This is a genomic window from Streptomyces sp. NPDC091271 (assembly GCF_044757505.1).
Lineage (GTDB): Bacteria > Actinomycetota > Actinomycetes > Streptomycetales > Streptomycetaceae > Streptomyces.
Window position 1 is genome coordinate 40,706 of record NZ_JBIVVD010000008.1, and the last position, 13,087, is coordinate 53,792.

Genomic DNA, 13,087 nt, shown 5'->3' on the forward strand with positions numbered 1-13,087 from the left:
GCCCTGCCCCGCTCCGCCCGTCCCCGTGTACCAGGAAGGTGTCCACCACCGTGGAAACCGTAAGCGCCGCCGCCCGGACCGCCCCGGCTGCAGTGATCGTCGCCATCGACGGCCCCTCCGGCACCGGCAAGTCGAGCACCTCCAAGGCCGTCGCCGCCCAGCTCGGCCTGAGCTACCTGGACACCGGCGCCCAGTACCGGGCGATCACGTGGTGGATGCTGAACAACGGCATCGACGTGCAGAACCCGGCCGAGATCGCCACGGCCGCCGCCAAGCCGGTCATCGTCTCCGGCACGGACCCGTCCGCCCCGACGATCACCGTCGACGGCGAGGACGCCTCGGGCCCCATCCGCACCCAGGAGGTCACCTCCAAGGTCAGCGCGGTCAGCGCCGTGCCCGAGGTACGCGCCCTGATCACCGAGCTGCAGCGCTCGATCGCCAAGGAGGCCGAGCGCGGCATCGTCGTCGAGGGCCGTGACATCGGCACCACGGTGCTGCCCGACGCCGACATCAAGATCTTCCTGACCGCCTCCCCGGAGGCGCGCGCCGCCCGCCGCAGCGGTGAGGTCAAGGGCTCCGACCTGGCCGCCACCCGGGAGGCGCTGATCAAGCGGGACGCCGCCGACTCCGGCCGCAAGACCTCGCCGCTGGCCAAGGCCGGTGACGCCGTCGAGGTGGACACCACCGACCTGACTCTCGGACAGGTCATCGAGTGCGTCGTCACCCTCGTCGGGGAGAAGCAGGCCGCGAAGTGACCGAAGCCACCGCCGCCCCGACGCTGCGCGGAGCGGCCGTCGGGCGCGGGATCGGCATCGGGCTCATGTACGGGCTGTTCAGGCCCCGTGTGCTCGGAGCATGGCGCGTCCCCACCACGGGACCCGTCATACTCGCGGTGAACCACGCGCACAATCTCGACGGACCGATGCTGATGGGCACCGCGCCCCGGCCCGTCCACTTCCTGATCAAGAAGGAGGCGTTCGTCGGCCCCCTCGACCCGTTCCTCCGCGGAATCGGGCAGCTGAAGGTGGACCGTACGACCGTCGACCGCAACGCCATCACGCAGGCACTCGGCGTGCTGGACGACGGCGGGGTCCTCGGGATCTTTCCCGAGGGCACCAGGGGCGAGGGCGACTTCGCCTCCCTGCGTGCGGGGCTCGCGTACTTCGCGGTGCGCGGCGGGGCGCCGATCGTGCCCGTCGCGGTCCTGGGAAGCACGGAGCGTCGCGGACGGTTGATATCAGTGCTGCCTCCGCTGCGCAGCAGGGTCGACGTCGTCTTCGGCGACGCCTTCCAGGCCGGTGACGGCAGCGGCCGGCGTACGAGGAAGGCGCTGGACGAGGCGACTCTCCGGATCCAGGGAGAGCTGACCGCGCACCTGGAGAACGCCAGGCGCCTCACCGGGCGCTCGGTCAAGACTTGAGTAGTGGGCCGCGCGATCGCGGCCCATCGATGATGATGCAAAGAGGAACGGACTTCATGAACGACCAGATTCACTCCGACGGCTCGGACCACGAGCACGGAGCACTTGGCGATGCCGAGTACGCGGAGTTCATGGAGCTCGCCGCGCAGGAGGGGTTCGACCCCGAGGAGGTCGAGGGCGCGATCGGTGCGGCCGGTCACGGACCGCTTCCCGTGCTCGCCGTCGTCGGCCGCCCGAATGTCGGCAAGTCGACCCTGGTGAACCGGATCATCGGCCGCCGTGAGGCCGTCGTCCAGGACAAGCCCGGCGTCACCCGTGACCGCGTCAGCTACGAGGCCGAGTGGGCCGGGCGCCGCTTCAAGGTCGTCGACACCGGTGGCTGGGAGCAGGACGTGCTGGGCCTCGACGCCTCCGTCGCCGCCCAGGCCGAGTACGCGATCTCGACGGCCGACGCGGTCGTCTTCGTCGTCGACGCCACGGTCGGCGCGACCGACACCGACGAGGCCGTCGTCAGGCTGCTGCGCAAGGCCAAGAAGCCCGTCGTCCTCTGCGCCAACAAGGTCGACGGACAGAGCGGCGAGGCCGACGCCACGGCACTCTGGTCGCTCGGTCTCGGTGAGCCGCACCCGGTCTCCTCGCTGCACGGCCGCGGCACCGGAGACATGCTGGACGCCGTCCTGGAGGCGCTGCCCGAGGCCCCGGCCCAGACCTTCGGCACCGCGCTCGGCGGCCCCCGCCGCATCGCGCTCATCGGCCGCCCGAACGTCGGCAAGTCGTCCCTGCTGAACAAGGTCGCCAACGAGGACCGTGTCGTCGTCAACGAGCTGGCCGGCACCACCCGCGACCCGGTCGACGAGCTGATCGAGCTCGGCGGCATCACCTGGAAGTTCATCGACACGGCCGGCATCCGCCGCAAGGTCCACCTCCAGGAGGGCGCGGACTACTACGCCTCGCTGCGCACCGCGGCCGCCGTGGAGAAGGCCGAGGTCGCGGTCATCCTGATCGACTCGAGCGAGTCCATCAGCGTCCAGGACCAGCGGATCGTCACCATGGCCGTGGAAGCGGGCCGTGCGATCGTGATCGCCTTCAACAAGTGGGACACCCTCGACGAGGAGCGCCGCTACTACCTGGAGCGTGAGATCGACACGGAGCTCGCGCAGGTCGCCTGGGCCCCGCGCGTCAACGTCTCGGCCGTCACCGGCCGGCACATGGAGAAGCTGGTCCCGGCGATCGAGACCGCGATCGAGGGCTGGGAGACCCGTATCCCCACCGGCAGGCTCAACGCCTTCCTCGGTGAGATCGTCGCCTCGCACCCGCACCCCGTGCGCGGTGGCAAGCAGCCCCGCATCCTCTTCGGTACCCAGGCGGGCACCAAGCCGCCGCGGTTCGTCCTCTTCTCGTCCGGCTTCCTGGAGCACGGCTACCGCCGCTTCGTCGAGCGACGCCTGCGCGAGGAGTTCGGCTTCGAGGGCACGCCGATCCACATCTCGGTGCGGGTGCGCGAGAAGCGCGGCCGCAAGAAGTGAGCTGCTGAGGGATCACGGCGAAGCCCCCTGGGCCCCGCATGGGGCCCAGGGGGCTTCGCCGTGTCCCTCAGGCGTCCGTCGACCCGGGCGGCAGCGCCGCGGGCCGGGCACGCCCGGCATGCCGTCCGACCCGCTGCCAGGAACCGGGGTTGCCGCCGCCCGCACTGTGGCTGCCCTGCGCGTTCGCCGCCGTACGGCCGCTCAGCGGTGCTCGGCTGCCGAACGTCCCGATGCCGAACGTTCTGAAGCCGAGATTCTCCTCACCGGTGCGGTCCCCGGGAAGCGCCCGGAACGATCGCCTGTACTCGGAGTACAGAGCGTCGTAGATCGGGGTGGGGGACTTACCGCCCGAGGGGTCCTGCGACGGGCGCATGGCCGGAATCGGGGTCTGCTGCTGGCGAGGAGGGTCGTATGAGTGCACGTAGGTGCCAACGACCTCACCGCCCGTCGGATGCGGGCCTGACGGAGAAAACGCTGTTCGGCGGGCAGGGGAGGGCAGCAGGGACACGGTCAGGTCCCGGCGAGCGGCATCGTCGCGGCGACCAGGAGGCCGTTGACCGCGGCCTTGTCCAGCGCGTCACGGAGCAGGTCCTCGCGCGGCTGCTGGCCGATGGAACCGGCCGGAGCGGCGAACACCAGGACGCTCTGCGCCTTGTTGGCGGCCGTCCGCCAGCCCTCGGTGACCTGGAGCGGCTGGTGCGCCTGCCACCAGGCGACCGGGCTGCCGCCGCCGGCGCCGGGCTGCAGCACCGCGTGCAGCTGACCCATGGCGAGGAGGACGGACCAGCCGGCGAGAACACCGGGCAGGCGGTTGAGGTGGGGCGTGGGCTGGAAGCCCTGCTCCAGCAGGAGCTGGAGGAACTGGTCGCCGCCGCTGCCGTCCGTGCCGGGCCGGGCGATCGGCCCGGTCGGCTCGACGACCAGGGCCGGGCGGAGGTCGTCCTCGATCAGGACGAGACCGCTGGTGATGCCGAGGACGGCCTGTTCGGGCATGAGGCCCTCCGGATTCTGTGGCTCACTGCCGGTGATGGACCGCACGGCGCCCTGGAGCTGGTCCTCCGCGACCTGGACGACCTGCGAGGGGATGCAGGTCGCGTGGGCGAAGGCGAGCACGGCGGTCTCGTCGCCCACGAACAGCACCGTGCTGGTGCGCTCCTGGTCGGAGTCGCCGGGGGTGCGGCATGAAGTGCAGTCGTAACTGCCTGGGGCACTGTCGCCGACGAGCAGCCGGTCGGCTTCGGCATCGCCGATCTCGGCGCGTACGTCCTCGCTGACGTCGAGCATGCGCGGCACGGGTGGCTCCTCGAACTCGGTGCGTGAGCCGGGCGGTTCCCGGCTCATGGAAGACAACGGAAGACCCGGGGCCGGGGTCACGCGCGAATCGGGAGATTAAGAGACCGGTCAAGCGCCGGAGCCGGCAGGCCGATGAACCGGAAGATCGCGCGGACGAAACGGAGCCCGACCTTCCGTGCGAAGGCCCCTGATGCACGGGCCTTCGTTCGAAACGTCACGGCTCTGTGCGACTCCTGTGCGAATGCTGTGGCGTGACCTGACGCCACGTAGGGTCCGTTGCAGACCAGTCGAACAGGGGAAACGACTACGTAATGCACATTTCATTTCTGCTCCACAACGCGTACGGCATCGGGGGAACGATCCGTACCACCTTCACGCTCGCCGGGACCCTGGCGGAACAGCACGACGTCGAGATCGTCTCCGTCTTCCGGCACCGCGACGACCCGAAGCTCGGCGCACCCGAGGGTGTGCGGATGAGCCACCTCGTCGATCTGCGCACGTCGAGCCCGGGGTACGACGGAGAGGCCGAGGAGCACGCCAGGCCCGCGTCGGTCTTCCCGCGCGGCGACACCAGGCACCGGCAGTACAGCAGACTCACCGACCGCCGCATCGCGGCTCATCTGGGAGCCCTGGAGGCCGATGTCGTCGTCGGCACGCGCCCCGGCCTCAACGTCCACATCAGCCGGCAGGCTCGGCGCGGCCCGGTGCGGGTAGGTCAGGAGCACCTCACGCTCGAGAGCCACGGCTACCGCCTCCGCCGGGAGATAAGCCACCGGTACCAGCAGCTCGACGCGGTCACCACCGTCACCGAGGCCGACGCCCGGGACTACCGCACCGGTCTGCGGCTGCCCGGCGTGCGGATCGAGGCCATCCCGAACAGCGTGCCCGAGCCCGCCGGACCGCCCGCGGACTGCGACGCCAAGTCGATCGTGGCGGCGGGCCGGCTGCACCGGGTCAAGCGCTACGACGTACTGATCCGGGCCTTCGCCGAGATCGCGGCGGTGCGCCCGGAGTGGCGGCTGCGGATCTACGGTGCCGGGGACGCGTCGGGCAACGAGCAGAAGCCCCTGCGCGGGCTCGTCGACGAGCTCGGGCTCCGGGAGCGGGTCTTCCTCATGGGTTCGGCCGACCCGATGGAGGAGGAGTGGCCCAAGAGCTCCATCGCCGCCGTCACCTCCGAGCGGGAGTCGTTCGGCATGACCATCGTGGAGGCGATGCGGTGCGGGGTGCCCGTCGTGGCGACGGACTGCCCCCACGGGCCGGCCGAGATCATCGACGACGGCACGGACGGGCGGCTCGTTCCGCCGGGGGACACCCACGCGTTCGCCAAGGCCCTGCTCGGGCTGATCGACGACGACGCCCTGCGGCACCGCATGGGCCGGGCCGCACGGGCCTCCGCCGCGCGGTTCGATCCGGCACCGATCGCGGAGCGGCACGAGAGGCTCTTCGCCGAGCTGGCCGCGCAGGGCGGCGGGACGCGGTCCCAGGGCGTCCTGCGCGGTGCGTACCACCGGTCCAAGGGCGGCGTGCTGGACGGGGCGTACGCGCTGCGTTACAAGGCCGCGGGGGTGATCCGCAGGGGAGCGTGAGCCGGGGCACCCGGGAGGCCGGGCCGGGGTAGGTAAGGAATGTATAAGGGGGAGTGAATTCGAGGTGGCGTGCCCGTATATTCTTCTTTCCGGGGTCTCCGAAAAGAGGATCACGCGCGGTATCCTCTCCCCTTCAATTCCCGCCCGGCGGCTCTCGCTGGTGCATTTACCGGATGCCCCGTAATTCGGCCCGGGTGGAGCCCGGCTGCCGTTCGGGTGAAGTCGTCCCGGGTAAACGCGCGTGGGGATCCTGTGACACAAGCGTGACCGCCGAGGTACACGGAGATGCATCGGGACCCGTGACCGCCACCGCTTCCGTGACGGCGCGGGGCGGCCTACGGTGAGGGGTATGGCATCTGTACCGACCCCTCCCGCCCAGCCGGACGACACCCCCGAGACGTACGTCGGCCTCGACGCGGAGGCCGCCGAACGGCAGGCCAGAGCGCGTGGCTGGAGCACGGTCCGGGCTCTCGCGCCGGGCACCGTCATCACCATGGAGTTCCGCGGCGGACGCATCAACTTCGAGGTGGACGCCTCGACCGTGACCCGCTGCTGGGTCGGCTGAACCCGGCCCGACGAGCGAAGGCCCCGACCGGAGTCGGGGCCTTCGTCGTGTGTGACCTGCGGTGACGCGGAGGTCCCCGCAGGTCAGAGAGCAGAGTGGTCAGGGAGCGACCGGCCCACCGGCCACCGGGCGGGACGGGCCCGCGCTGCTTCTCGCCGAGCGGTCCGCGTGAGGCGGACGGCGCGAGCCGGCCGTGGTCGGCGGCGTCCGTTCCGGACGCGAGGGGTGTGCCGGATACGCCCGGGCCCTGGCGGCGGCCCCCGGGTGACCCGCGCCCGCGGTTCCCGGTGCCCCGGACGCCGCAGCCCTGCTCGCGGCCCCCTGGGCCCCCTCGGCGGCCGCCCCGCCGCCCAGCGCCTGCGGCAGCAGAACGGGCTCCGGCGCCACGGGAGACGGCGGCACGGGCTTCCGGAGGCGCCTGCGGCGGTTCCGCCACTGCTCGCGCACCGAGAGGATCAGGACCTCGGTACGCGTGATCAGTGGCTCGAACCACGGCAGGGCGAGCAGGATCAGCAGACCGGCGGCCCAGCCCAGCAGGACGTCGCTGAGCCAGTGGGTGCCGATGTAGACCGTGGTGAGCCCCACGCCCAGCGAGACGAAGGCCGACACGGCCGAGAGGTAGCGCCTGGCCCGCGGCGTGGTGGCCAGGTAGGCGAGGATTCCCCAGGTCACGACGGCGTTGGCGGTGTGGCCCGAAGGAAATATATCGCCGCCGGCGAAGAGCTCCGCTGAGCCGATCTGGGTGGCGTAGTGCGGGCCGAGCCGCCCCAGGCCGAGCTTGACCGCGCCCACCGACAGGTTGAGCAGCAGCAGGGACGCACCCAGCGTGAGCAGCGGGCGCAGCGTGTGCTGGCGCCAGGAGCGCCAGCCGAGCCAGGCGGCGACCATCACGGCCGTGGGGCCACGCTGGCCGAGCACGACGTAGTAGTCGAGGAAGGCGTGGAGCTCCGGCCACTGCTGGTAGGGCCGGAACAGCATGACCTTCCAGTCGAGGGCCACCAGCCAGGACGAGACCAGCACGGCAACGACGATGGCGAGATAGAACGCCAAAGTCCCGCCGAAGAGAGCGATGCGGTGACGGCTCATCCGCGGGGTCTCTATCTTCGGCGGTTCCGGCTCCCGGTCCAGACGGGCAAAGATGTCGGTACGCACACAATGGACGTTACAGCGAGTGAGTGTGTGATCCGGCCGATCCCGCGTCTTTGTGATGACGATGTGATGTGGACTTTGTCTCAGACAGGTATCTATTCCCGGTGCGCCGGGGAATGGGTTTCGGCCCGCCGCCTTTTAGTCCCACGCGCTATTCGTAGAAATGTTTGGGTGTCGATGGAATGGCGCAGCGTGACCGTGCCGGGGAGTCGCGGTGCCATTCGACGGGCCCGTCGGCAGGCGCGCCGACGCGCCGCCGGGGGGCCCGGTGCGGTGGGCCGGGCGTCCCCTCGGCGCGGGAGGCGGAGTGGCGTACGCCACACCCGGTGGCCGGCGAACGTATGAGCTGCACCACGCGTGACCACCTGGAACTCGCGTACGCTGACGGCTCACTCGCCCGTCGATGCCGGGCCCGGGGGACGCCGTGAGCCGGCCCCAGCAGGTCTGCCGAGCGCGAGGGACTCATTGTGGGAGGTACGTACATGACTGGGACGTCCACGGCCGTGAGCAGGCTGCGCGCAGCAGCCGACGGTGCCAACCGCTGGGTGGTCCTGGTCGTCCTCTGTCTCAGTCTCCTGCTCGTCGCGCTCGACGCGACCGTGCTGCACGTCGCCGTCCCCGCCGTCACCGAGGACCTGCGGCCCAGCGCCGTCGGCCTGCTGTGGATCGTGGACGCCTACCCGCTGGTCTGCGCCTCGCTGCTGATCCTCTTCGGCACGCTCGGCGACCGGATCGGCAGACGGCGTGTCCTTCTCTTCGGTTACGCGCTCTTCGGGGTCGCCTCCGCGCTCGCCGCGACGGCCGGCTCGCCCGGTGTGCTGATCGCCGCGCGCGCCCTGCTCGGCGTGGGTGGCGCGATGATCATGCCGGCCACGCTCTCGATACTCCGCCAGGTCTTTCCCGACCGCCGCGAGCGGGCCCTGGCCATCGGCGTGTGGACCGCGGTCGCCGCCGTCGGGGCCGCCACCGGACCGGTCATCGGCGGCTTCCTGGTCGAGCACTACTGGTGGGGCTCCGTCTTCCTGATCAACATCCCGCTCATGATGGTGATCCTCCCGGTCGGCCGCTGGCTGCTGCCCGAGTCCCGCGGTGTGGACGACGGCCCGTGGGACGTGCTCGGCGCGCTGATGGCGGCGGCCGGGGTGCTCGGAGTGGTCCTCGGGATCAAGCGGATCGGCGGTGGCGAAGGCGTGCTGGACCCCGCCACCCTGGTCCCGCTGTTCGCCGGAGCCGCTCTGGTCGTCCTCTTCGTACGCAGGCAGAAGCGGCGTACGCACCCGTTGATCGACATCGCGATGTTCTCCCGGCCCGCCTTCACGACCGCCGTCGGCTGCATCGTGCTCGCCATGCTGGCCCTGGTCGGCCTGGAGCTGATCGCGGTCCAGTACCTCCAGCTGGTGCTGGACCTGAGTCCGCTGCAGACCGGTCTGCGGCTGCTGCCGCTGACCTTCGCCGCGATGGCGGCCGGTGCCACGGGTTCGTACACCCTGAGCCGCGTCGGTCCTCGCCGGATGGTCGGCTGGGGCTTCGTGCTCACGGCGGCCTCGGTGCTCCTGCTGACCCTGATGGGACAGCACGACCGGCCCGTGCTGCTGACCGCCGGCTTCGTGCTGCTGGGCTTCGGGCTGCAGTCCACGCTGTTCGGGGCGTACGAGTCGATGCTGAGCGAGGTTCCGGCCGAGCGGGCGGGCGGCGCGGCCGCGATCGGCGAGACCTCCTACCAGCTGGGTGCGGGCATGGGCATCGCGCTGCTCGGCAGCGTCATGAACGCGGCCTACGCGCCCGGGCTCTCCCGGCTCCACGAGGAGGGTGTGCCGGCCGCCGCGGGATCGGCGGCCTCGCACTCGCTGGGTGAGGCCTACCAGGTGGCCGGCCGGCTGGGCGGCCCCATGGGTGACCTGCTGCGGAACACCGCCCGGCACGCTTTCGTCGACGGCCTCCACATCACCCTGCTGGTCAGCGCGGGCCTTCTGCTGCTCGGTGCGCTGGCGGCGCTGCGTCTCCCGCGTGTCATGGACTGTCCGCCCGTGAAGGGCGCCTGCCGGGAACGGGAGGCCGCCCTTCCGGAGCAGGCCGTGGGGCCCGGTACGGCCGGGTCCGCACCGCGTGGCGAGCACCGTCCGCTCGCGGCGTCCGACGCCCCGGCACGCCGGGTCCCGCTTCCCTCCCGGCGTGAACCCGCCGAGGCGACGGGCTCTGGACGATCAGCACGCTGAGCCGTAACGTCGGCACGGCGCCGTAACTACCACTGCTAGTTTTAGTACCGTGGCGCGTTTCTGTACCGTGCGAGCCGCCGGAGGCACTATGTCCACCACCGAGTCCGCGAAGCCGTCTGCGCCGTCCGCGCCGTCGAAGGGCAGGCCGTTCGATCCGGGTGACCCGCTCGGCATCGACGACCTCCTCGACCCCGAGGACCTCGCGATCCGCGACACCGTGCGCACCTGGGCCGCCGACCGGGTCCTCCCGCACATCGCCGAGTGGTACGAGAACGGCGAGCTCCCCGGTATCCGCGAGCTGGCCCGCGAGCTGGGCTCGCTCGGCGCGCTGGGCATGTCGCTGCAGGGATACGGCTGCGCCGGGGCGAGCGCGGTCCAGTACGGCCTGGCCTGTCTGGAGCTGGAGGCCGCCGACTCCGGCATCCGCTCCCTGGTCTCCGTCCAGGGCTCACTCGCCATGTACGCGATCCACCGCTTCGGCTCCGAGGAGCAGAAGCAGCGGTGGCTGCCCGGCATGGCGGCCGGCGAGACGATCGGGTGCTTCGGCCTCACCGAACCGGACCACGGCTCCGACCCCGCGGGGATGCGGACGTACGCCGAGCGGGACGGCGAGGACTGGATCCTCACCGGCCGCAAGATGTGGATCACCAACGGATCGGTCGCCGGGGTCGCCGTCGTATGGGCGCAGACCGACCAGGCGGGTGGCGGCTCAGGGATCCGCGGCTTCGTCGTGCCCACGGACAGCCCCGGATTCTCCGCGCCCGAGATCAGGCACAAGTGGTCGCTGCGCGCCTCGGTCACCAGCGAGCTGGTGCTGGACGGCGTGCGGCTGCCCGCCGACGCGGTCCTGCCCGGAGCCACCGGGCTGCGCGGCCCGCTCAGCTGCCTCAGCCACGCCCGCTACGGAATCGTCTGGGGAGCCATGGGCGCCGCGCGCGCCAGTTTCGAGGCGGCGCTCGACTACGCGAAGTCCCGTGAGCAGTTCGGCAGGCCCATCGGCGGCTTCCAGCTCACCCAGGCCAAGCTCGCGGACATGGCCCTGGAGCTCCACAAGGGCATCCTGCTCGCCCACCACCTGGGCCGCCGGATGGACGCCGGCCGGATCCGCCCCGAGCAGGTCAGCTTCGGGAAGCTCAACAACGTGCGGGAGGCGATCGAGATCTGCCGTACCGCGCGCACGATTCTCGGCGCCAACGGGATCTCGCTCGAATACCCCGTGATGCGGCACGCGACGAACCTGGAGTCGGTGCTCACCTACGAGGGCACCGTGGAGATGCACCAGCTGGTGCTGGGCAAGGCGCTCACCGGCCTGGACGCTTTCCGGTAGGGCTCTCCGGCGAGCGCCCTGCTCAGCTCTGGTTGAAGAAGCCGTCGGCGGGCCGGCCGGCGGCTTCGCCGTTGACCACCTGGGTGTGGGCGGGGGACAGCAGGAAGACCCGGGTCGCCACGCGCTCGATCGAACCGTGCAGGCCGAAGATCAGTCCCGCGGCGAAGTCCACGACGCGCTTGGCGTCGCCGGGGTCCATGGCTGTGAGGTTGACGATCACCGGCACACCGTCCCGGAAGAGCTCGCCGATGGCGCGCGCGTCCCGGAAGCTGGCCGGGGTGACGGTGGCGATCCGGCGGCCCTTGTCCTCGGCCTTCTCGGAGGCGACCCGCACCCGCGGGTCGGTCACCCATGGCTGATTCGTGCCGGTCTCAGCATCCTCGGAGTACTCGTCGTCGTAGTACCGCTCGTCGTTGTCCTCCACGAGGCCCAGCCAGGCGCTCGCCTTGCGCACCGATCCCATGGACGCCTCCTCTCACCGCGGTTCGTTGGTTCCGTATCTCTTTCCTATCCCTATGGTCGTCCATGATGCGGATACAGCGCCAAGGGGATAGTCACCGCGCAGGCGATTCGTGACGCTACTGGTGCAGAACATGTGTCGGTTCGTCAGGGTTCGTACCGCATAGGGGGGCTTGCGGAAGGAAAATATGATGCACCCGTCCGTACGGGTGAGATGGGGGGCGTACGGGTGAACGGGCGGCTCGATACGATGCACCCCGCGCAGGCGCATGAGCGCGGCTCGTCAGGTGAACGGCTCCCGGGGGATCGTCGTGTTCGGAATCGTGAGGCCATGTACCCATCGGCTGTCCGAAGGGCTCAAGACCGAGTGGATGGCTCATCTCTGCGGGCTCTGTCTCGCTCTTCGCGCGGACCACGGACAGTTCGCCCGGGTCGTCACGAACTATGACGGCCTGATCGTCTCGGTCCTGACGGAGGCTCAGTCCGAGCGCTCCGCCGGACAACGGCGCACCGCGGGCCCCTGCCCCCTGCGCTCCATGCGGACGGCTCCGGTCGCCCGAGGGGAGGGGGCCAGGCTGGCCGCCGCCGTGTCGCTCGTGCTGGCGTCCGCGAAGGTGCGCGACCATGTGGCCGACCGCGACGGGCTGTTGAAGCGGCGCCCGGTGGCCGCCGCCGCACGCCGGGTCGCGGCGGGCTGGGACAGGGCCGGTGCGCGCACCGGGGCCGAGCTCGGCTTCGACACCGCGGTCCTGGTCGACGCGGTCGACCGGCAGACCGGCATCGAATCCCTCGCCGGCCCCGGCACCCCGCTGCTGACCGTCACCGAGCCCACCGAGACGGCGACGGCCGCGGCCTTCGCGCACACCGCCGTGCTCGCGGGAAAGCCGCAGAACGCGGAGCCGCTCGCCGAGGCGGGGCGGCTCTTCGGGCGGCTCGCCCATCTCCTGGACGCCGTCGAGGACCGGGAAGCTGACGCCGCGTCGGGTGCCTGGAACCCGCTCACCGCGACCGGCACACCGCTCACCGAGGCCCGCCGCCTCTGCGACGACGCCCTCCACGGCGTGCGCCTGGCGATGCGGGACGCGGAACTCACCCACGGCACGCTGGCGCACGTGCTCCTGGTGCACGAGCTGCGGCGTTCCGTGGACCGGGCCTTCGGGCCCGGGGCGTGCTCCCACCAGGCCGGCGGGCAGCCCTCGGGCGCCTACGGCCCGCCGCCCGGCAACCCGTACGCACCGACCCCGGGAGGCCCGTCCGGCCCTCCCGGTCCGCCGCTCCCGCCCGAGCCGCCCCGCAACCGGCGCGGCCTCATAGCCGGCTGCCTCGTCTGGGCGGGGCTCGCCTGCACCTGTCAGATGTGCTGCGCCGGCAGCTTCAACGACCCGTGGAGCGGCCAGGAGCGCGAAGGGCTCTGCCACAAGGCGGACTGTGACGAATGGTGTGAGGGCTGCTGCGAGGGCTGCAACTGCTGCGGCAACTGCTGCAGCTGCTGCGAGGGCTGCGACTGCGGGTGCGACTGCTGACGGGCAGTCACCCGTCCACG

Annotated in this window: 12 protein-coding genes; 8 read left to right on the forward strand and 4 right to left on the reverse strand. The window is 71.3% G+C overall.

From position 1 onward, the window contains the following. The first annotated feature begins 38 nt into the window (after window positions 1-38). From cmk to der, 3 genes are read left to right on the forward strand one after another with little or no spacing between them, the layout of a single operon-like run. A complete protein-coding gene (gene cmk, locus ACIQM3_RS29990; RefSeq protein ID WP_356716239.1) occupies window positions 39-755 on the forward strand; it encodes a (d)CMP kinase in 717 nt (238 codons plus the stop codon). Continuing rightward, window positions 752-1,420, forward strand: a complete 669-nt coding sequence (locus ACIQM3_RS29995; protein WP_401629903.1) for a lysophospholipid acyltransferase family protein — start codon at window positions 752-754, stop codon at window positions 1,418-1,420. Before cmk ends, ACIQM3_RS29995 begins: the two co-directional genes overlap by 4 nt. A 56-nt stretch (window positions 1,421-1,476) precedes the next feature. Then, a complete protein-coding gene (gene der, locus ACIQM3_RS30000; protein WP_401629905.1) occupies window positions 1,477-2,946 on the forward strand; it encodes a ribosome biogenesis GTPase Der in 1,470 nt (489 codons plus the stop codon). A gap of 67 nt (window positions 2,947-3,013) precedes the next feature. Here the strand turns inward: der and ACIQM3_RS30005 are convergent, their stop codons facing one another. Continuing rightward, window positions 3,014-3,319 (reverse strand): hypothetical protein, encoded by a 306-nt coding sequence (locus ACIQM3_RS30005; protein WP_104790137.1) that lies wholly within the window; start codon window positions 3,317-3,319, stop codon window positions 3,014-3,016. Window positions 3,320-3,456: 137 nt separating this feature from the next. Next, the gene (locus ACIQM3_RS30010) at window positions 3,457-4,239 is read right to left on the reverse strand and encodes a hypothetical protein (protein ID WP_362931936.1); all 783 of its coding nucleotides are present in this window, start codon (window positions 4,237-4,239) and stop codon (window positions 3,457-3,459) included. Window positions 4,240-4,550: 311 nt separating this feature from the next. Here ACIQM3_RS30010 and ACIQM3_RS30015 point away from each other — a divergent pair, with 311 nt between their 5' ends. Beyond that, window positions 4,551-5,828: a glycosyltransferase family 4 protein gene (locus ACIQM3_RS30015; RefSeq protein ID WP_401629907.1), complete on the forward strand. Its 1,278-nt coding sequence runs from the start codon at window positions 4,551-4,553 to the stop codon at window positions 5,826-5,828. 349 nt (window positions 5,829-6,177) lie between these two features. After that, on the forward strand, window positions 6,178-6,393 hold the full coding sequence (locus ACIQM3_RS30020) for an I78 family peptidase inhibitor (protein WP_356716230.1): 216 nt from the start codon (window positions 6,178-6,180) through the stop codon (window positions 6,391-6,393). A 99-nt stretch (window positions 6,394-6,492) separates the two neighbouring features. Here ACIQM3_RS30020 and ACIQM3_RS30025 read toward each other — a convergent pair whose 3' ends face one another. Next, on the reverse strand, window positions 6,493-7,545 hold the full coding sequence (locus ACIQM3_RS30025) for a phosphatase PAP2 family protein (protein ID WP_401629910.1): 1,053 nt from the start codon (window positions 7,543-7,545) through the stop codon (window positions 6,493-6,495). 479 nt (window positions 7,546-8,024) lie between these two features. Between ACIQM3_RS30025 and ACIQM3_RS30030 the strand changes: the two genes are divergently transcribed. After that, window positions 8,025-9,758 (forward strand): MFS transporter, encoded by a 1,734-nt coding sequence (locus ACIQM3_RS30030; RefSeq protein WP_401629913.1) that lies wholly within the window; start codon window positions 8,025-8,027, stop codon window positions 9,756-9,758. A gap of 88 nt (window positions 9,759-9,846) precedes the next feature. Then, window positions 9,847-11,085 carry an acyl-CoA dehydrogenase family protein gene (locus ACIQM3_RS30035; RefSeq protein ID WP_401629915.1) on the forward strand — a complete coding sequence of 413 codons (1,239 nt, stop codon included), beginning with the start codon at window positions 9,847-9,849 and terminating at the stop codon, window positions 11,083-11,085. 22 nt (window positions 11,086-11,107) lie between these two features. Here ACIQM3_RS30035 and ACIQM3_RS30040 read toward each other — a convergent pair whose 3' ends face one another. Continuing rightward, a complete protein-coding gene (locus ACIQM3_RS30040; protein WP_401629917.1) occupies window positions 11,108-11,548 on the reverse strand; it encodes a cell division protein SepF in 441 nt (146 codons plus the stop codon). Between the two features lie 307 nt (window positions 11,549-11,855). On the opposite strand from ACIQM3_RS30040, the gene ACIQM3_RS30045 reads away from it, so the two are divergent. After that, entirely contained in the window at window positions 11,856-13,067 is a 1,212-nt protein-coding gene (locus tag ACIQM3_RS30045) for a DUF5685 family protein (RefSeq protein WP_401630601.1), read from the forward strand. The last annotated feature ends 20 nt before the right edge of the window (window positions 13,068-13,087 follow it).